Below are 17,723 nucleotides of genomic sequence, written 5' to 3'. Positions count from 1 at the left end.
TTTGTCTTTCTGTATAAAATTTAAAATTTATGATTTACTGGCTGCCCTTCCTTATCTGGAAAGGTTATTCTTCTTTTTTCGAAGCAGTCCCTACCCGTACATCTACAGCTGCTCCACTGTCAAGAGACAGGATCTCTTCAGGGGATAAGAGCAACTGCCCTGTTGCAAGCAGCCTGTCTGCTTTATCTGTAACAAGTACTTCCTCTCCTGCACGGAGTTCAGGATCAATCTCAATTACATGCTTTGCAAAAGCTGTTTTGCCTGCCTCCACAAAAGGAACAGCTTCTTCCGAAACAACTACCCTGAGTCTTTTTCCGGGGAGAAGCCTGTGGATTATGGAAGCTCCTTCAATACTGAGCGTGAAAAAACCGTCCTTTGCTCTGGCCGTTACAATTCTCTGACCTGAGTAAAAGACCTGGCGTACTCTTTTTGTCCGGGATAACTGGAACGTTGATCCGTCAGGGAAAAGCTCTTTTCCTGTACCTTTTCCGAACTGGTAATCCGCAATCATACGGACCTTCGAAATTCTTTCTACACCGTTGTTCATGAGGCTAGATAATATATGCAGACCTTAAAGCCGTTCCGGTCTTCCAGACTTAATAAATTAAATTTTCGGAAGATCAACAAATTTATATTTCTCTGATGAAATAATAAATTATTTATATTTTGTACATTTTATCCAATAACTGTCTGGAAGTGCGAATTTCGTAATAGCGTAAATAAAAAAGTAATTATTGCCTGATTTGAACGAGATATCTAAGTATAATTTTCAGGAACTTTCGGGTGCTTAAATCCTGCAGACGGAATCTCTCCAGCAACAACCACATTTTAAAAAAGAAAAATCGAGGATTTTGTTGATTCGAAAAAACGTTTCTTTAGATGAAGTTCACCTCCAGAAACTTCAGCCTCTGCTGGACAAAAATGGAGGGAATTTAAGCGCAGCTGTAAGGGAAGTCATCGATCTGATTATTCCTGACCCCGAAAGCCATGGAACCTTTGAGGAATTAACCGGAAAAAAGAAATACTCTGAGGTAAGGGAACAGCTTATTCAGAGCGGCGAATGTGTAATGATGAACCAGAGGGCCATGAAGTGGCTTGTGAAAAGCAGTGCTGGCAAACTTATGGATGAGGATGTTGTCCTCGAACTGCTTAATCCTTACCTGCTCACTACAGTTTCTGAGTTAAAGGAATTCCTTAACACCAGCAGTAAAAGCATGGGCTGGAAAATAGAAGTCTCGTGTTCCTTCAAGGAAGAAGTCGAACCAGAATCCTTCACCATGGATTTCGTCGGGGGAGACAGGGATTTTCGTGACTTTGTTGTAGAGGCAGTCTGCATATTCCTTGCGTGTGGATTGAATTTTGACGTTGAAGCTGTACACCGGAAATCCAATTCAATTACCATATACCTGAGAAGTTTTTTCCGGCACGGTATGCAGGACAAAGCTCCTGGCGTGAGGAAATACTTCGGCTCTAAGGATGTCCTGTACAGGGAAATTGAACGAAAACCTGCTTTCTGGGTAACACTCGCAGATCTTTACAAAAAATTCGATTACCAGAGGGTAAATCTGGATAAGGACTTTTTTGAAGCCCTTGTAGCAGGAAAACTTCCTGATATGACAAAATATTTTGAGATTAAAGCTGGCCGTTCCCTCCATGAAATTCCTCTTTCGGAACTGCTTCCTCTCTTTAAATACCTTGTAGTTGCCTCACAGCTTGTCAGCGATGTGGAGATATATGCTGAGAAAGGAAAAGAGTGCATCAAAATCAGGCACGAATATTCTGATGAGGGTGTAGTTTTAAAGCTGATCCAGATGTTTTCCAATTTATTTGAGGCTGGCTTGCACAAATTCAGTGTAAGTTCTGTGTCCAAGCTCATAATATTTGATTTTTCTCTTCCTGACACTTCAATACGAGATGCTGTAAAAGTCTCTCCGGGTCTGGATTTTTAATGATAAATAATAACTTTTATATATATACATTGATCTTGTAAACCTGCCTGTAGTATTTAAGTTCATGGTGTGTTTGCACTTCAAGGCAGTTTGTGGAAAAACACTCTTTATAAAGCAGGGATATCCTTTGATTCGCAAAAATGTTTCTATGGAAGATGAATACCTTCAGAAACTGCAGCCTTTCCTGGATAAAAATAACGGGAACCTGAGTGCTGCAATCAGGGATGCAATAGAGCTTGCAGATGCTGCCCTCCAGGGCCATGAGTCCGTAGAAGATGCTCTGGAGTATTTTACACAGGGTTCAACAAAGTATCCTGAGATTCGTAATAGTCTGATTGAGAGCAGCGAATGTATATTAATTAGCCAGCTTTCATTCAGGTGGCTTATTGAAAATACCGATGGGATACTGGTAGATGATGAACTTGTAAGTGAACTTTTCAATCCGTATCAGATTAAGAACATTTCAGACCTCGTGGAGTATCTCAATACGCGCAGCCGGAATATGGGATGGGAAATTGAAGTTTCCAGCAACACCTTGGAGGAGGATAAAACCGAGGTAATTGTGCTTGAAAACGGGGATACCAGTTTAAGAGCTTTTCTTGGTGAGTTAATCTCTATTTTTCTAGGCTGCTATCTGAACTTTGACATTTCCTTTGTCCATCGGAAATCCAATTCGATTCGCATCTTTCTTAAGGAACACAGATCCGATATGGAGGTTCCTCCGGGGATTAGAAAGAATTTTGGAATTCTTGACTATACTTTTAAAGAAATTAGAAGCAAACCGGAGTTCTGGACCTCCCTGGTGGAAAGATACAGGTTGCAGAGGTATCAGCGGATAAACCTTAACAAGGATGTTTTTGAAACATTTCTTGCAGGGGAGATTCCTGATGTGACAAGCTTTTTTGAGGCGTCTGCAGGCAAGCCTATTCTGGAAATTCCGCTTTACGAACTGTTTGCCATTTCCAAAAAATTACTTTTTATTACCCAGCTTGCAAATGATATTGAAAGGACAGTTGAGAAGGGAAAGATACATATAAAAATTCGGCATCAATTTTCCGAAGAAATTGCTATTGCAAAACTTATAGCGCTTTTTTCAAAATTATTCCTTGCTGCAGGGCACGCATTTGAGGTCAGGACCGTATCAAATCTTATTATCCTCGAATTCAAGGAACCCTGTTCTTCATATCCTTCCAGCAACTGTAAATATTGAAATTTCTCTTCCTTCCTATTTTTCTCTTACTTAATTTATATTTTTTCCCACTTATCTGTGTAAACAGAATTCTGGATCTTTTGTTATTTTTCTTGTCTTTATTTCTTATGTTACGGTTTTCTTTCTTTTTTCTTCCTGGATTCTCCATCTCCATATATAATCTTTCCATTCTTTCATCTAACAAAAAAATTAATAAGTAGAAGCTACAATCTTATACTGAATTAGAAAAATGGATAAGTACGGGGACCAAGGAAAGTTCCAATTTCCTGTGCTTCCAAAAAGGGAAAAGAGGAAGTTCACTTGATAGTCCGCAAAAACATCTCGATTGATCAATGCTATATAGACAAATTAAAACCCTTTCTGGATAAAAACAGTGGAAACTTAAGTGCAGCGATAAGGGATTCTATCGAAATTGCCTCTCAGGCTCTTGATGGGAAAAATTATGAGAAGGGAGAAGATTCAAGTAAAACTTTAAAGAATGCCGAATCCCGTAATAAAATGGTTGAAGAAGAAGAATTTCTGCTTATCCATCATACCATGCTTGAGTGGTTTATTAAGAAAACTTCAGGTCTGCTTATTGAAGAATCAATTGTATACGAATTAATAAATCCATATACTATTAAAAAAATTCCTGATTTTGTTAGGCATGTAAACGCACTGAATGATAGAATGGGCTGGAGAATTAAAGTTGATGCTGAATGTACCGGAAGCCCGGAACCGGAAACTGTAATTCTGACCCTTTCAAACGGCAACCCCTGGTTCAGGGGGATACTCGCCCAGAACTTTGCCCTCTATCTGGCAAAGCAGATGAAACTGGATGTACAGGGGTTGTTCAACAGGTCAAACGTAACTAAAATCTATTTTAAGCGGGCCGAGTTTCTTAATTATGAAAAAATCCCAAAAGGGTTTGAGGAACATTTCGGGGCAATGGAAAGTACTTTTCAGGAGATCCAGAAAAGACCGGAGATCTGGAAAAATCTGGTCAAGATCTACAGACAGCAGAACTACCAGCGGCTCAACATGAACAAAAAAGTTTTTGAAGCATTTGTCTCAGGAAATCTTCCTTCAGTTGACGACATGGAGAGAGAATTCGAATTACTCGCAGGCAAACCCCCTGAGATTTTCACCCTTGCAGAGCATATAATGATTTTTAAAGAACTTTACCTTACTGACAGTATTGGAAGTGATATTGAAATCTGTATTGAGAGAGGCAGTGAATATGTTAAATTGATTCACGATTACTCCGATAGAAAAGTATGTGAACGCATCATACAGTATTACTCAAATATCTTCAGATCTATTGGTTATCCTTTTACAGTCGCTTCCAGCCCCCATATGATTGTTTTCGAATTCGGAAAAAATATGAGTCTTAGCCACATCTCCGAATCCGGATTCGCGGAGGCGGAGTTGGAACCTTCCTTTATGCCATGAGTTTTTTACCCGGACAGATAAATTCATATGTGGGAATTTCCTATCCTTTTTCATGAGTGATGTAATTCTGCTTTGGGACAATCCTCTCCTCTTTGAAAAACTGTTTATTGACTATGGGCTCGAGTGCAGCAGAGTGCTCTCAACGTCCCTTGGTACCCCTTATCTTCCTGCCTGTAAAATTCTTGTCCTGCCTACCGGTTTCGCAAATGAGCAGTATACGAAAACAGGTGTTGGGCTCGAACGCGGCAAACGTTCCCTTGAAAGATTTGTGGCAAAAGGAGGGACCCTGCTTGTCTTCAGCCCTCTGATCCCCGAATATGAGTATGAGTGGCTGCCTTTCTCTCTGAAGTATGTAATGGAAGAAAACCCTTGCACACCTCATCCTGTGGGCGAACACGATGCTCAGAAACTCTTTGAAAACATTATTCCCCCTGTAGGATGTGACGGCTACTTTTCAGAAACCAATGCCGAAGTTGTTCTCAAAGATGATAAAGGCAGGTCTATCATGGTCGTAAAAGAAATCGGGGAAGGCATGATTGTCGCAACCACAATCCATGAGCTGCCTGCAGCCGGGTTCTTTGAGTGCAGGGCCACATGTACGAAAAAAGTGAAGGTCTGAAAAGTGAAACCTTGAGACCAAAAAATTCGCTCTGTAGAGACCAAAAGCTTCGCTTTGTGTACATAACCTGAATATAATGTAACCTGAATCCATTGGTCATCGGTTAAGGAGTTTTCTTGCCCGAAAGCTATCGATTTTGTACTATAAATCGATCTCAAACTTTACCCTCTTTACCTAAAATCGATACTCTGCTCCAGCCCATATTATATTAAAATTTTAGATAACTGTTGTAGAAATAGGGCAATTTATTATGGTTCCTTTCTTAACCGAAGACACATGAACCTGAATCTAATGTAACCTGAATCTAATGTAACCTGAATCTAATGTAACCTGAAACTAAAAAATGCAGGAAAAATCCGCGTAAAAAGAACTTGATAATAAACATAAAGAAGGTTTTAAAGGGAAAACAAACAGCTAAGATGGCAGCCATTTTGTTATCCCTTATTTTATCTTCTTTACATTTTTATCCTTTTTATACTGCTCTCTAAGTTTCTTGATTTCTTCTGCTTCATTTTTCATCCTTATTACAAAAAGGCCGAAGCAGGGCTTTATGAATTGAAATATAATGGTATCTTTCGAAAAACCAACAGGAATAGCTGTGCCCAGAAGAAAAATACCTTTTATATCGTACCCTCCTGGTACCAGGTACACTTCCTCCGAATGTTCCTTAATTAGGTTTTCACACTCTTTGAGGGTTGCATTTTTCAGGAGGATCTCATAGTCAAATTCGCTTAAACATACCATTTTTGTACCTTTTATGATTTTTTTTTCTTAAATTAAACCGGAAAGATTCTGATAGCTGTCACTGCCTCAAATGATCTCAATTAAATATATCTACAAATTTAAATTACGGGGGGATGATATATAGAGATAGTCCATTCTGAAAAGAGTAAAAGAGGGCTCGAGTAAAAGAGGGATCTGTAGAAATCAAAGGGCTCTGTAGAGAGCTCTATAGGAATCCTTAATTTAATCCAAATTATTTCTGCAACCCTTTTGCGTGTGAGGAGATTGAACCGTTTTAAGATCGATCTCAACAAGTTTAATACATAAACTGGTGTAACATGTAATGGTTAATCAGACCTTAGGGGATTGAAACACGGAACTATGATGAATATGTTGAATTAAAAAGTTGCCCCGGTTTCACGGATTTCCGCCTAAATATCAATTGCAAAGGTTGAAATTCAGGATTAGCCATATCCCATTCTTATAGATAATATACGTTATAGTAGACATCAGAAATAATACATCAGATAAAATACGTGAGAGATGAAATGTTATGACCGTCGCAAAAGTCCTCCTCATGATGGGGTGTCCAGAGGTCCCGATTCAAACCAGCATTGCTCTGTATCTTTCCCATAAGCTGACCAACACGGGTTTCGATGTAACCGTTGCCGGGACAGGTGCAGCAACCCAGCTTTTGAAGGTCTCTGATTCCGACGGCTATTATGCAAAAAAGCTGGCAAATCTTGATAATACTATAGAGGACATTATTGAGAAAAAAGCGGATTTCGACATATGTTTTGCTTTTATGCATAACGATGCCGGAATGACCTATGCTGCGACTATGAGTGCCATTTCTCAGGGAAAACTGTACTCTATAGTCTTTGGCAGAAATGCCGAGGCTCTGGCTGAAACCATCGAGTTCGATTGTGATAAGATCGTCGCAAAGGACGTTCACAACCCCGTTCGTCTCAAGAACAAGCTGGACAAAGTGGTGGAGGAGATAGTCAAATGAGCTGTATTGAGCAGATAAAGTACGAGATCCTCCTGGATAAGACGACCTACAAGGATGCTAGAGAGTACATTGTGAATCACTCGGACGAGATTTACTATGTATCCCCAGGCTACAAGATTTTCAAGGACTACCACATAATAGGAGTACCTCCTATTGCTCTGGGGGCTAAGGGTAATGCTCTGATCTTCACTTACACAAAGCCCTGCTATGGAACTTTTGTCCTGACCGTAGATAACGAGGACAGCATTAAAGAGATAGGTCGTCTCAGAGAGACGGAGACAGAAAAAGTAAAGGCTTCTTTGAAGAAGGGCAAACCTCCTGAGAGCCCGAAGGCATCCTCTGGCGGTTACCTGGATATGTGGAAAAAAAATTATAAGGGGTTTCCCTGAACAAGACAACAGAAAAGGGTTGTCATAGAAAAGGGCTGCCATAGAAAAAGGTTGCCATAGAAAAGGGCTGCCATAGAAAAAGGTTGCCATAGAAAAGGGCTGCCATAGAAAAAGGTTGCCATAGAAAAGGGCTGCCATAGAAAAAGGTTGCCATAGAAAAGGGCTGCCATAGAAAAGGATTTCAACATAGGGGAACAGAGTTTTACCTCACTTTCCTCTAAGTTGACATCAAAATCGAGGTTTATACTTTTCTACTTTTTATTCTTTCTCTATTACAAGGTTTTTGACCCTGATCCCACTTTCCACGATTTTTCCTACGATTTTTCCACCGGTAATCTCTGCAGCTTTTGCGGCATCTTTTTCCGGCAGGATGATCAAAAAGCCCATTCCCATGTTGAATGTCTTGTACATCTCAAGATCTTCGACTCCGCCTTCTTTCTGCAGGAGTTTGAAAATCTCCTGGGGCTCCAGAGGGTCATAAAAGTCAAAGCCAAGCTTTGTTACTCTTCTCAGTTTCAAAAGCCCGCTGCCTGTTATATGGGCAAGCCCGTGCACTTCACATGCTTTAAGGACATCAAGGACTTCTATATAGATCCTTGTGGGTTCAAGAAGGTCGTCTCCTATGGTTTTTGAACTATCATAGGGGCAGGGATCATGGTAAGAATATCCGGATTCCTCTATGATCTTTCTCACCAGAGTGTAACCGTTACTGTGGACCCCTGTACTCGGAATACCGACAATTACATCCCCTATCTGGACCTTTCCTCCTTCAATAACATCCTCTTTTTTGACAAACCCAAGGCAGGTGCCTGCAAGGTCAAAACCTTTTATGATATCAGGTAGGGTTGCGGTTTCCCCGCCTACAATGGACATCTTTGATATTCCGGCTCCTTTCAGCAGCCCTTCTCCGATCTGTGCTGCAAAGCCCTCTTCGTGCTTTTCCAGGGCAAGGTAGTCCACAAAGGCTACAGGTTCAGCCCCTATGGCAAGGAGGTCGTTGACGTTCATTGCGATACAGTCTATTCCCACGGTGTTCCAGCGCTGCATTTCGTTTGCAATAAGGACTTTTGAGCCAACCCCGTCTGTTGTCATGGCAAGGGCATATTCTCCGAAGTCCAGAAGCCCTGCATAGTGACCTATCCCTGTAAGGGGGGCTCCAATTCCTTTTCGAACATAACTCAGTTTGTCGATCAGGGTTCTGACGGTTTTTTCTTCCTCTGTGATATCCACGCCCGAATCCGCGTATGTTAGGTGCTTTTCGCTCACTCTCTTACCCATCCTGCCTGCTTCATATCTGTTTTTCAATTCCATTTCCATTGTAGAGTTCGAATTCATCATGCAGGGTTTTGACTGCGGCAAATGCGTCATCTTCCCCTACTACGAAAGAGATATTGTACTGGGAAGATCCCTGACTGATCATTATAATATTAATCATTGAATTTCCAAGTGCCCCGAATACCCTTTTTGCCACTCCCGGGGTTCCTGCCATTCCTGCACCCACAACCGCAACTACACAGACATTTCTATCAGAAGTAATTTCCTTTACAATTTCACGGTTGAACTCAGCATGGAGGGCGTTTAATGCAGGCTCCACATGCGCCTCACTGACAACGAAAGAGAGGTTGGACTCGGAAGACCCCTGGCTGATCATAACGACATTTACTCCTGCCTTTGCAAGTGCGGTAAAGAGCCTTGCAACAGTTCCGACTGTTCCTGCCATCTCGGCGCCTGCGATGTTGATGAGGGCCACATTTTTGATCAGGCTTACCGCTTTTACCACGTGTTTGCACTGGAATTTCTCTGACACCACGAGTGTACCCGGGAACTCCGGGTCAAAGGTGTTCTTGACACGTACGGGAATATGTTCGCGCATTGCAGGTTCAATGGTGCGCGGGTGCAGCACGTTTGCCCCAAAATAAGAGAGCTCCATGGCTTCTGCATAGGAGATCTGCGGGATGGTCTTTGCTTCGGGCACGATTCTTGGATCCGTTGTCATGATCCCATTAACTTCTTTCCAGAGCCAGATCTCGTCGGCTTTCAGGGCTGCGCCAAGGATAGAAGCCGAGAAGTCAGACCCGCTTCTGCCAAGAGTGGTGATTATCCCTTCTTCATTTTCCCCTATAAAGCCTGTGACCACAAGAACATGGGACTCAATTCTGCACCCAAGTCTCTTTGATACAAGCTCGTATGTCTTTTCAAGAGGGCGGGCATTTCCGTAATCCGATGAAGTTACAATCCCTGCTTCTCCTCCTGTGTATTCGATTGATGAGATCCCAAGGGAGCGGACAGCACCTGAAACGATCGGAGTCGCCAGCCTTTCTCCGTAAGAGGAGATATAGTCGATTGACCTGTGGGTAAGTTCGCCTAGATAGCAGATCCCGATCAAAGCTTTTTCGAGCTCTTCAATCCTGAGGTCAAGGATCTGGAGGACGTCTTTTGCGACATTTGGGTCGTCAATGGCATCCCTTACGGCTTCACGGTGTTTGTTTGTAAGCTCTGTTTTAAATTCTTTTACAAGCGAAACCTTACCTTTTGTTGAGGCCAGGCGAGCATTTTCCAGAAGCCTATCGGTTACTCCACCGAGTGCCGAGGTTACCACCACGATCTGGTTGCCTTCTTCATAGTATTTTTTGAGGAGATGGGCAACGTGACGGATTTTTTTTCCGTCTCCAACGGAAGTTCCTCCAAATTTCATTACAATTTTCATGATCAGATCACGTTTTAGCATTAAGTCTGATATTTTAACATTTTTTCTTTTTGTATCATGTTAGTCTTAGTATTTTGTTTAATTAATTTTGATTATCTTGATAAGTATTCAGGTTAACCTGATATTAGCACTGATTATAATTTGAGAGAATCTGAGAGAAACCCTGTTACGCTTACAGGTCGCTTCTTTATATATATTCCTGCCTGTAAAGAACAGCATGCTCCGGCTCTCCTGCTGCTTAATATATTTTAAGCTGAGAACCTGTCGTGTATAGGATATGGATACTATATTATAATGTTTGTGTAAAATGGGTATAAGAATTTAAAAGTTAGGATCGGCAGAAAAAGCTTGCTGGTAGATGCCAGTAAAATTCCGCGGCAGGTATTCGGTAGAAAGTGATATATTTTATCTGCAAGATGAAAGGAGTAAAGTAGTTGGAAAAAGGTGAAGCAATGAAATATGCCATACTTATAGGAGACGGAATGGCGGATTACCCGATAGAGAAACTGGGTGGCAGGACTATTTTACAGGTAGCCCGAACACCTGCTATGGATTCCATTGCCGAGCGCGGAAGGACCGGGCTCGCACAGACCGTACCTGATGGTTTTCCTCCCGGAAGCGACGTTGCAAACATGTCAATTCTCGGGTACGATCCGGCAACCTATTACTCAGGAAGAGCTCCTCTGGAAGCTGCGAGTATGGGAGTAGCTCTTGAAGCTGACGATGTGGCTTTCAGGTGTAATCTTATTACCATCGAAAAAGGAATGATAAAAGACTATAGTGCAGGGCATATAAGCAGTGATGAAGCAGAAATTCTTATCGATACGCTTGATTCCGAACTCAGGACCGAGAACGTCAGGTTTTATCCGGGCATAAGTTACAGGCACCTTATCGTTGCCAGGAATGACATGGGAGCAGAAACGGAGTGCACGCCTCCGCATGATATTACAGGAGAAAGAAAGGATGATTATCTTCCCAGAGGAAAAGACGGAGAGTTTTTTTCGGGGTTGATTGAGGCATCTACGGTTGTTCTGGAACTGCATCCTGTTAATCTGAAAAGAGTACAGGAGGGTAAAAATCCGGCAAACTCTATCTGGGTCTGGGGACAGGGTTATGCCCCGAAGTTCAGGTCTTTTCAGGAACTTTACGAGAAAAAAGGAGCTATTATTTCAGCAGTGGATTTGCTCAAAGGCATTGGAATCTATGCAGGGCTGGATGTAATTGAAGTCCCGGGAGCAACCGGTTATCTGGATACCAATTATGAAGGAAAAGCCAGTGCAGCTATTGAATCCCTGAAAACCAGGGATCTTGTCTTCGTTCATGTTGAGGCTCCTGATGAGGCAGGACATGAAGGAAGTATTGAGAAAAAACTGAAAGCAGTTGAGGATTTTGACAGCCGGATAGTTGCTCCTATTCTAAAACACGCCGAAGCTTCAGAGGAACCGTTTACGATTCTTGTACTGCCTGACCATCCAACGCCGGTCTCGATAAAAACTCATACAAGGGACCCTATTCCGTTTGCGGTTTACAGAACTGATAAAGTCGATCCGGATGGTGTGGAAACCTTCGATGAGGAAGCGGTCAAAAATGGTTCTATGGGTCTGGTAAAAGCCTCTGATCTAATAGGAATGCTTGTAAAAGGCTAAAAGGCCCTTTATTCAGGCTTTTTATTTTATTTTTCAGGTTCTCCTTCCTTCATACATTTTGGTGAAATTTCCTAAGAAAACATATATATCCTTTCTCAATATATTCAGAATAGCGCATACATATCTGCATCAGTTTTTTAATTAAGGGGGAATATAAGATGAAATGGCCTGCTAAGAGATCATTTTCAGGACCCGCACGCTGGGATCCTTTTGAAGAGATTAGAAGGACACAGGAACGCTTAAACCAGCTTTTTGAAGACTTCATGCCAATGGAAGAATGGGGAGGTGGAAAAGTATACACTCCTGCCATTGACATCAAGGAAGAAGAAGACAAACTTCTGATCACCACAGACCTGCCGGGGATTAATAAAGAAGACGTGGAAATTAATCTCAAAGAAGACATGCTTGAGATCAGCGCAAAGTCCGGCAAGGAAAAGGAAACCGAAGAAGAAGGGTACCTGCGCAGGGAAAGAGCATATACACAATTTTACCGTGCTGTCCGCCTGCCTGCCAATGTCAAAGAGGAAGGATCTACCGCAAAAATGGAAAACGGTGTCCTGACAATATCACTACCAAAGGCGAAAATTGAAGAGCCAACGAAGAAAATAGAAATTGAGTGACCCTCCTGATTGCAGGAAGGTGACTTTTGTTGTAACAGGGACTGCGAAAAAACTCGCAGTCTTTTACTTTCATTTTTTTTCTTCTTGCTCGTTTATCTTTCCAGTCATTTTCCCTTTTATCAATTTATTTACGACTGATTTGCTGTTTTTCTCATCTGTTGCTTTTAATTTACTTTTTCCTGATTTTACCTTTTTCAGAAAAGGTTTCGATTAAGGCTCAGGTATAGTGCGGGAAAATATACTTAATTTCCATGGGTTTCTCCCCTTCTTCGTCTTCTTCATCCGAGAATTCTTTACTCTTCCGGGCTTCGGCTCTTGCAAGTTCTGGATGCTGCTTTAGAAATTCGATGGAATACTTTGTTGTTTCCATGGATGATGATTTGAAGGTTTCATCGATCTCTTCCCTGCTGAATTGCCCGTGGTAAAGTAGAAGTTGAGTTACTTTTTCCCGGGTTGCCTGGGGCTCGTTTTCATAGTCCAGGGAAGTGTATAATTTGCTTGTAATAATTCTTAAGACGCGAGATTTGACGCGAGATTTGCCTCGATGACTTTCTTTAAAATCAAAAGGGCTTTTTTCTTTTATTTTCTGTATGATTTCACTCAGGTCGTACTGGCTCATACTTAACACCCCTTAATAACTTGGTTTGAAATCTATATAAAAATTTTTAAATATTCTTCTGAAAAGACACTTCATAAACAAAATAAAGTAAGAAACAAAGTGAAAAGTGCGGCATCAGGAAATTGTTCTCATCATCTTTTGCTCAGCTGGGGTAACTCTCATCATCGCCGCAAAACTCAGTATATCGGTGGTCTTATTTATGGTTACTGCCTTTACTGCTATAAATTATTCGTTTACAGGATCGTTTCCATAACCCTGTTAAATGAGCCGGATTCATAGAAATCACATTTTATCATTTTAATCAGAGCCCGACATTCTAAATTTTATTAAATCTCTTATTAACTCTATAACTTATAATTTTAAAACTTTGAGGAAGCCTCTTGAAATTTGAAGCAATTGCCGTAGAAAAGATCCCCCTGATACAGAAAGGGGATGATCTGCCCTCCATCATCTGTGAGAGAATTGAACTTCAGGACAGAGACATTGTTATTATTGCCTCAACCATTGTTGCAAAAGCCGAAGGGGAAATCTTCAGGCTCGAAGACATCATCCCCGGGGAACAGGCTCTTGAGGTCGCAGCCCGGACAGGGAAAGATGCACGCTTCATCCAGGCTGTTCTTTCCAGGAGCAGGGAGGTCTTTGTTGAGGCGCCTTTTATGCTCGTGACAACACTTGCAGGGCATACCTGTGTAAACGCAGGGATTGACGAGTCCAATATTGAACACGGATTTTTGCTTTACCCTCCCGAAAATCCGGATACCAGTGCCTCAAAACTCGGAGAACAGCTTGAAAGGCTTAGCGGGAAAGAGTTAAGCGTCATTATTACGGACACAAACGGAAGAGCCTTCAAGATCGGACAGACCGGAGTTGCGATAGGGATTTTCAAAATAAAACCAATAAAACGCTGGATCGGGGAAAAGGACCTTTTCGGAAAAATTCTGGATATTACAGAAGAAGCAATTGCTGATGAGCTTGCAGGTGCTGCCAATCTTTTGATGGGAGAAGGAGCAGGTGGGATTCCCGTCGTAGTCATTCGCGGGCTAGATTATTACTGTGAAGGGAATGCGCTTATAAATGAGACATACCGCCCTGAAACTCTGGATATTATCAAAAAAGGGCTTCGAAATTTGCAGAAAAAAAATTGAAAAGCAGGTCTTTAAAGATTTACATGTTGAAAAGCGGGTCTTTATATATCGGCATGAATATGTTTTCGGGACCGTGGGTTTATTCCCTGTTGACATTCTCGTTTTTCAGCTTAAAGGGGATATATTCCACTTCCACACCTGCGCTCTTGAAAAAATCAAGGGAATCGGTGTCAGGATAAGGTGTTGAGTATACTACCCTTTTAATTTTTGAGTTTATGAGCATTTTTGCACACAGAATGCAGGGCTGGTGCGTACAGTAAAGGGTTGCTCCGGCAATGCTGACCCCATGGATTGCAGCCTGGATAATGGCGTTCTGCTCCGCATGCACTGCCCGACACTTCTCATGCCGCGTGCCTGAGGGAATATTTTCAATGTCCCGAATACATCCTATCTCAAGGCAGTGTTCCATGCCGCTTGGAGCTCCGTTATATCCGGTTGAAAGAATGCGTTTATCCCGGACGATTACTGCTCCTACGTTGTTCCTGAGGCAGGTTGCCCGTTTGCCTACCACGAAGGCGATTTCAAGGAAATATTCGTCAAGGGAAGGTCTTTCTATCATGATTTTTAATGAACAGTAACTGGTATATATAGTTGTAACGTTAAAACTTGTATCACTTTCAACAATAAATTTTAAATGTAATGAATTAACGCTATATAGAGAAATAATTGTTTTTCGAGGAATAATTAATATAATCTATAGAATATAGGACTGAAAGAATCAACTTTCTACACTATATGGAATGTGGCACATTTCTTCCCGGAACCAGAGTTCGAAAAGGGCTGATGATTTTAAGTTACCATGCACGTTCTGAACGATAATTCTGGATGGTTTTGGAATGTGGTGCTGGAATATGGTGCTGGAATGTGGTTCTGGAATGTGGTGCTGGAATGTGGTGCTGGAATGTAAATCTGGACACTTCCGTGTTACTAATCTGAATGTTTTCCGGATTGTAGACCCGGAATAAATAAGCTCGGATAAGTTCTAAAAAATAGATGCATTCATCCGGAGTATTTAATTATGGCAACAGGTTTGACCGAATTTTTAGATAATTTCGTGAAAAATCACGATAATCGCCAGTTGCTGGCAATCCCCCTTGCAGTACTTGCAGTTTCTTTAGTTGTACTGCTGGTTTCCTTTGCAAGCAGCGGGTCGCCGGTAACCCTGGGAATGGAGTTCCAGGGTGGTACCCAGATTTCGGTAGAGACGACCGATTCCCCCGCTATGCTTGAAGAAATATACTCTTCTTATCCCCTCAAGGATGCTCGGCAGACCGGAAACAGGGTTAGCATGCAGTTCGGGGTTATGGATAACGAAGAACAGCGCCAGCTTGAAGAAGATGTAATGGGCCGCTATTCTAACGTGGAAATCAAACAGATAGGGCCCGTTTACGGCCAGGAACTGCAGGTTCAGGCTCTTCAGGCTCTTTTTATATCCTTTATAGGAATGTCCATTGTGGTTTTCCTTATTTTCCGGAGTGTTACACCTTCTTTTGCAGTGGTGCTCTCTGCTTTTTCAGACATCACAATTGCCGCTGCTTTCATGCGGGTTGCAGGGATCTCCCTTTCCCTTGGAACACTTGCAGCTCTGCTTATGCTCATCGGTTATTCCGTAGACAGTGACATTTTGCTAACAAACAGGTTACTCAAACGCCGGGGTACGGTGGGGGAAAAAGTTTCAAGGGCGATGCAGACAGGGATTACCATGACCACAACAACCCTTGCAGCCCTTGTGGTTATGTATGTGGTTTCAACTTTCCCCTATCTGATAATCCCCTCATTCACACAGATTACCCTGCTTTCGCAGATCTCAAGCGTATTGATCGTGGGACTTCTAGCAGATATTATGAACACCTGGCTTCTCAATGCAGGGATCCTGCGGTGGTATGTAACGAAACCCGAATTCAGAGGGAGGTATAACAGATGAGTGATAAAAAAAGCCTCTTTAAAAATGTAAGAGTTATCATCTTCATACTTGCTATACTTGCCTCTATTGTGGTTATCCACCCGGGTTATAATTCTGCAGAAGGGGCAACCACTAACCTGAACTACGGGCTTGACCTTGAAGGAGGCTCCTGGCTTCAGATCAAATTGCAGGGAGCTCTCGCCCAGGTAGATGCAGATTCTGGTATGATAGTCAGTCAAATGGTAGAACCTGTCATTGGCGCCCCTATCCAGATCACAGATAACAATCTGGATGTCAGTGGAGGGAGTCCATCAGAAAAGTCCATTACATTCACAACTTCCTTTCCGGTTAGCGCATCCCAGCTTGAGCTTCTGGACCTTGGCAGTGTGAGCGTTGATAGGCTGAACCAGGAAACGACCCAGGTAACTATCACTACCAGTAAAGAAACCCTGATCCAGGCTTATCTCTCAAAAGCTTTTGATGCAGAAGTGCTTCCGATCAGTACTGAAAATGGTATTGTCTATGAAATCCGGACCGAAGTCTCAGAAGAAGAGCTTTCAGCTGTTATGAATAAAGTTGGAGGCACAATCCTCAAGAATGAAGACGGGACCTCAACATATAAAGAAGGAGTCAGCACCGATACGAGGGACCTGACCAGAGAAATTCTGAATGACAAACTTAACTCCCTTGGCTTGAAGGACATTCCTGTCAGGACTGTTGGAGAAGACTATATTCTCATCGATTTTGCAGGGATCGACCTTGCAACGGCAAAGGATATTGCTGAAAAGCCCGGGAAATTTGAGATCCGTGTACAGACTACAGGAAACGAGACTCAGCACGTTCTTTATGGAGATTCCATCGTAAACGTGGGGATTCCGACTTTCCACGATAATCAGTGGCACACTCCTTTTACCCTGAATGAAGAAGGAGCACGGGCTCTCCAGAAAGTTGCAATCGAGACAGGGGCTACGGACAGTCCCGACAGTCACTACCTGAACATGTATCTGGATGAAAATAAGATATATGGGGCTCCCCTTAGTTATTCTGCAGCTGCCAGACTGAAAGAAACTCCCATATACTCCTGGGAGGCTTCCACAGGTACCGATGAGGCAGCCAAAACTGAAGCTTCGATGCTCCAGATTCACCTCAGGGCAGGGGCTCTACCTGTAAACGTGGTACTTGTAGGTTCAGGACACGTTGATGCAACCCTGGGAGCACAGTTCAAAACCGAAGCAGTCATAGCAGGTTTACTCTCCCTGATAGCAGTTGCTGCAGTTGTTTTCCGCAGGTACAAGAGACCCGAAATCCTGGTGCCAATGGTCGGGACTTCCATCAGTGAAGTCATTATGATCCTTGGAGTTGCAGCAGCCATTGGCTGGCAGCTTGACCTTGCAGCAATTGCAGGTATCATTGCTGCAATAGGGACAGGTATTGACCACCTTGTAATTATCACAGACGAGGTGCTTTATGAAGGCAAACTTCCTCCAACAAAGGTCTTCATTTCCAGGATTGGGAAAGCCTTCGCAATCATTTTCGGGGCCGCCGCCACAACGATCATTGCCATGTCTCCTCTGGTAGTAATGGGCTTTGGAGCCCTGAAGGGGTTTGCCATCACTACTATCATTGGTGTTTTCATTGGTGTGGTTATTGCAAGACCTGTTTACGGTGTGGTTATCAAGGAACTGCTTGAGGCAGATGGGAGTGGCACCCAGGAAAGTATGGCTGAGTGAGTGCCTGGGAAAAGATAAAA

18 protein-coding genes are annotated in these 17,723 nt (G+C 42.5%); 12 read left to right on the top strand and 6 right to left on the bottom strand.

The window, feature by feature from the left end; genetic code table 11:
- Positions 1-64: 64 nt before the first annotated feature.
- Positions 65-547 (bottom strand): PUA domain-containing protein, encoded by a 483-nt coding sequence (locus MSWH1_RS16735; protein WP_048130030.1) that lies wholly within the window; start codon positions 545-547, stop codon positions 65-67.
- 307 nt (positions 548-854) lie between these two features.
- Between MSWH1_RS16735 and MSWH1_RS16730 the strand changes: the two genes are divergently transcribed.
- The 4 genes from MSWH1_RS16730 to MSWH1_RS16710 all read left to right on the top strand — a co-directional run bounded on the left by MSWH1_RS16730 (position 855) and on the right by MSWH1_RS16710 (position 5,209).
- Positions 855-1,949, top strand: coding sequence for a hypothetical protein (locus tag MSWH1_RS16730; protein ID WP_048130029.1), 1,095 nt, complete (start codon positions 855-857; stop codon positions 1,947-1,949).
- 127 nt (positions 1,950-2,076) lie between these two features.
- Entirely contained in the window at positions 2,077-3,159 is a 1,083-nt protein-coding gene (locus MSWH1_RS16725; protein WP_048130028.1) for a hypothetical protein, read from the top strand.
- A 300-nt stretch (positions 3,160-3,459) separates the two neighbouring features.
- The gene (locus tag MSWH1_RS16715) at positions 3,460-4,590 is read left to right on the top strand and encodes a hypothetical protein (RefSeq protein WP_048130026.1); all 1,131 of its coding nucleotides are present in this window, start codon (positions 3,460-3,462) and stop codon (positions 4,588-4,590) included.
- A 52-nt stretch (positions 4,591-4,642) separates the two neighbouring features.
- Entirely contained in the window at positions 4,643-5,209 is a 567-nt protein-coding gene (locus MSWH1_RS16710) for a hypothetical protein (RefSeq protein ID WP_048130025.1), read from the top strand.
- A 441-nt stretch (positions 5,210-5,650) separates the two neighbouring features.
- On the opposite strand, the gene MSWH1_RS16705 is transcribed toward MSWH1_RS16710, so the two are convergent.
- A complete protein-coding gene (locus MSWH1_RS16705; RefSeq protein WP_048130024.1) occupies positions 5,651-5,953 on the bottom strand; it encodes a DUF1894 domain-containing protein in 303 nt (100 codons plus the stop codon).
- Positions 5,954-6,485: 532 nt separating this feature from the next.
- On the opposite strand from MSWH1_RS16705, the gene MSWH1_RS16700 reads away from it, so the two are divergent.
- Both MSWH1_RS16700 and MSWH1_RS16695 read left to right on the top strand, forming a co-directional pair.
- Positions 6,486-6,944: a DUF1890 domain-containing protein gene (locus tag MSWH1_RS16700; protein WP_048130023.1), complete on the top strand. Its 459-nt coding sequence runs from the start codon at positions 6,486-6,488 to the stop codon at positions 6,942-6,944.
- Positions 6,941-7,333, top strand: a complete 393-nt coding sequence (locus MSWH1_RS16695) for a DUF1894 domain-containing protein (RefSeq protein ID WP_048130022.1) — start codon at positions 6,941-6,943, stop codon at positions 7,331-7,333. Before MSWH1_RS16700 ends, MSWH1_RS16695 begins: the two co-directional genes overlap by 4 nt.
- Positions 7,334-7,591: 258 nt before the next feature.
- On the opposite strand, the gene purM is transcribed toward MSWH1_RS16695, so the two are convergent.
- Together purM and MSWH1_RS16685 are read right to left on the bottom strand one after the other, a co-directional pair.
- On the bottom strand, positions 7,592-8,599 hold the full coding sequence (purM, locus tag MSWH1_RS16690; RefSeq protein ID WP_048130735.1) for a phosphoribosylformylglycinamidine cyclo-ligase: 1,008 nt from the start codon (positions 8,597-8,599) through the stop codon (positions 7,592-7,594).
- Positions 8,600-8,621: 22 nt separating this feature from the next.
- A complete protein-coding gene (locus tag MSWH1_RS16685; protein ID WP_048130733.1) occupies positions 8,622-10,040 on the bottom strand; it encodes an aspartate kinase in 1,419 nt (472 codons plus the stop codon).
- A gap of 452 nt (positions 10,041-10,492) precedes the next feature.
- Between MSWH1_RS16685 and MSWH1_RS16680 the strand changes: the two genes are divergently transcribed.
- Entirely contained in the window at positions 10,493-11,686 is a 1,194-nt protein-coding gene (locus MSWH1_RS16680) for a cofactor-independent phosphoglycerate mutase (protein ID WP_048130729.1), read from the top strand.
- Between the two features lie 158 nt (positions 11,687-11,844).
- Positions 11,845-12,306, top strand: a complete 462-nt coding sequence (locus tag MSWH1_RS16675) for an Hsp20/alpha crystallin family protein (RefSeq protein ID WP_048130021.1) — start codon at positions 11,845-11,847, stop codon at positions 12,304-12,306.
- Between the two features lie 217 nt (positions 12,307-12,523).
- Here MSWH1_RS16675 and MSWH1_RS16670 read toward each other — a convergent pair whose 3' ends face one another.
- Positions 12,524-12,925 carry a hypothetical protein gene (locus MSWH1_RS16670; protein WP_231585512.1) on the bottom strand — a complete coding sequence of 134 codons (402 nt, stop codon included), beginning with the start codon at positions 12,923-12,925 and terminating at the stop codon, positions 12,524-12,526.
- A 380-nt stretch (positions 12,926-13,305) separates the two neighbouring features.
- On the opposite strand from MSWH1_RS16670, the gene MSWH1_RS16665 reads away from it, so the two are divergent.
- Positions 13,306-14,070, top strand: a complete 765-nt coding sequence (locus MSWH1_RS16665) for a coenzyme F420-0:L-glutamate ligase (RefSeq protein WP_048130019.1) — start codon at positions 13,306-13,308, stop codon at positions 14,068-14,070.
- A gap of 79 nt (positions 14,071-14,149) precedes the next feature.
- Here the strand turns inward: MSWH1_RS16665 and MSWH1_RS16660 are convergent, their stop codons facing one another.
- Positions 14,150-14,629 (bottom strand): cytidine/deoxycytidylate deaminase family protein, encoded by a 480-nt coding sequence (locus tag MSWH1_RS16660; protein WP_048130018.1) that lies wholly within the window; start codon positions 14,627-14,629, stop codon positions 14,150-14,152.
- A gap of 277 nt (positions 14,630-14,906) precedes the next feature.
- Here MSWH1_RS16660 and MSWH1_RS20650 point away from each other — a divergent pair, with 277 nt between their 5' ends.
- The 3 genes from MSWH1_RS20650 to MSWH1_RS16650 are packed head-to-tail and all read left to right on the top strand — an operon-like array spanning position 14,907 to position 17,703.
- Positions 14,907-15,035, top strand: coding sequence for a hypothetical protein (locus MSWH1_RS20650; RefSeq protein ID WP_255350473.1), 129 nt, complete (start codon positions 14,907-14,909; stop codon positions 15,033-15,035).
- 53 nt (positions 15,036-15,088) lie between these two features.
- Complete coding sequence (locus MSWH1_RS16655; RefSeq protein ID WP_048130017.1) at positions 15,089-15,994, top strand: protein translocase subunit SecF; 906 nt, start codon at positions 15,089-15,091, stop codon at positions 15,992-15,994.
- Positions 15,991-17,703 (top strand): preprotein translocase subunit SecD, encoded by a 1,713-nt coding sequence (locus tag MSWH1_RS16650; protein ID WP_048130016.1) that lies wholly within the window; start codon positions 15,991-15,993, stop codon positions 17,701-17,703. Before MSWH1_RS16655 ends, MSWH1_RS16650 begins: the two co-directional genes overlap by 4 nt.
- Positions 17,704-17,723: the final 20 nt, after the last annotated feature.

The sequence above is a fragment of the Methanosarcina sp. WH1 genome (assembly GCF_000970005.1).
Classification (GTDB): domain Archaea; phylum Halobacteriota; class Methanosarcinia; order Methanosarcinales; family Methanosarcinaceae; genus Methanosarcina.
The sequence above is the reverse complement of the archived record's forward strand: the minus strand, read 5'-3'. Positions and strand labels throughout refer to the sequence as shown.

Coding starts and splice junctions, on each gene's coding strand:
- MSWH1_RS16685 (WP_048130733.1), bottom strand. CDS start 10,040: ATGAAAATTGTAATGAAATTTGGAGGAACTTCCGTTGGAGACGGAAAA.
- MSWH1_RS16700 (WP_048130023.1), top strand. CDS start 6,486: ATGACCGTCGCAAAAGTCCTCCTCATGATGGGGTGTCCAGAGGTCCCG.
- MSWH1_RS16710 (WP_048130025.1), top strand. CDS start 4,643: ATGAGTGATGTAATTCTGCTTTGGGACAATCCTCTCCTCTTTGAAAAA.
- MSWH1_RS20650 (WP_255350473.1), top strand. CDS start 14,907: ATGTGGTGCTGGAATATGGTGCTGGAATGTGGTTCTGGAATGTGGTGC.
- MSWH1_RS16660 (WP_048130018.1), bottom strand. CDS start 14,629: ATGATAGAAAGACCTTCCCTTGACGAATATTTCCTTGAAATCGCCTTC.
- MSWH1_RS16705 (WP_048130024.1), bottom strand. CDS start 5,953: ATGGTATGTTTAAGCGAATTTGACTATGAGATCCTCCTGAAAAATGCA.
- MSWH1_RS16670 (WP_231585512.1), bottom strand. CDS start 12,925: ATGAGCCAGTACGACCTGAGTGAAATCATACAGAAAATAAAAGAAAAA.
- MSWH1_RS16680 (WP_048130729.1), top strand. CDS start 10,493: ATGAAATATGCCATACTTATAGGAGACGGAATGGCGGATTACCCGATA.
- MSWH1_RS16735 (WP_048130030.1), bottom strand. CDS start 547: ATGAACAACGGTGTAGAAAGAATTTCGAAGGTCCGTATGATTGCGGAT.
- MSWH1_RS16655 (WP_048130017.1), top strand. CDS start 15,089: ATGGCAACAGGTTTGACCGAATTTTTAGATAATTTCGTGAAAAATCAC.
- MSWH1_RS16650 (WP_048130016.1), top strand. CDS start 15,991: ATGAGTGATAAAAAAAGCCTCTTTAAAAATGTAAGAGTTATCATCTTC.
- MSWH1_RS16675 (WP_048130021.1), top strand. CDS start 11,845: ATGAAATGGCCTGCTAAGAGATCATTTTCAGGACCCGCACGCTGGGAT.
- MSWH1_RS16695 (WP_048130022.1), top strand. CDS start 6,941: ATGAGCTGTATTGAGCAGATAAAGTACGAGATCCTCCTGGATAAGACG.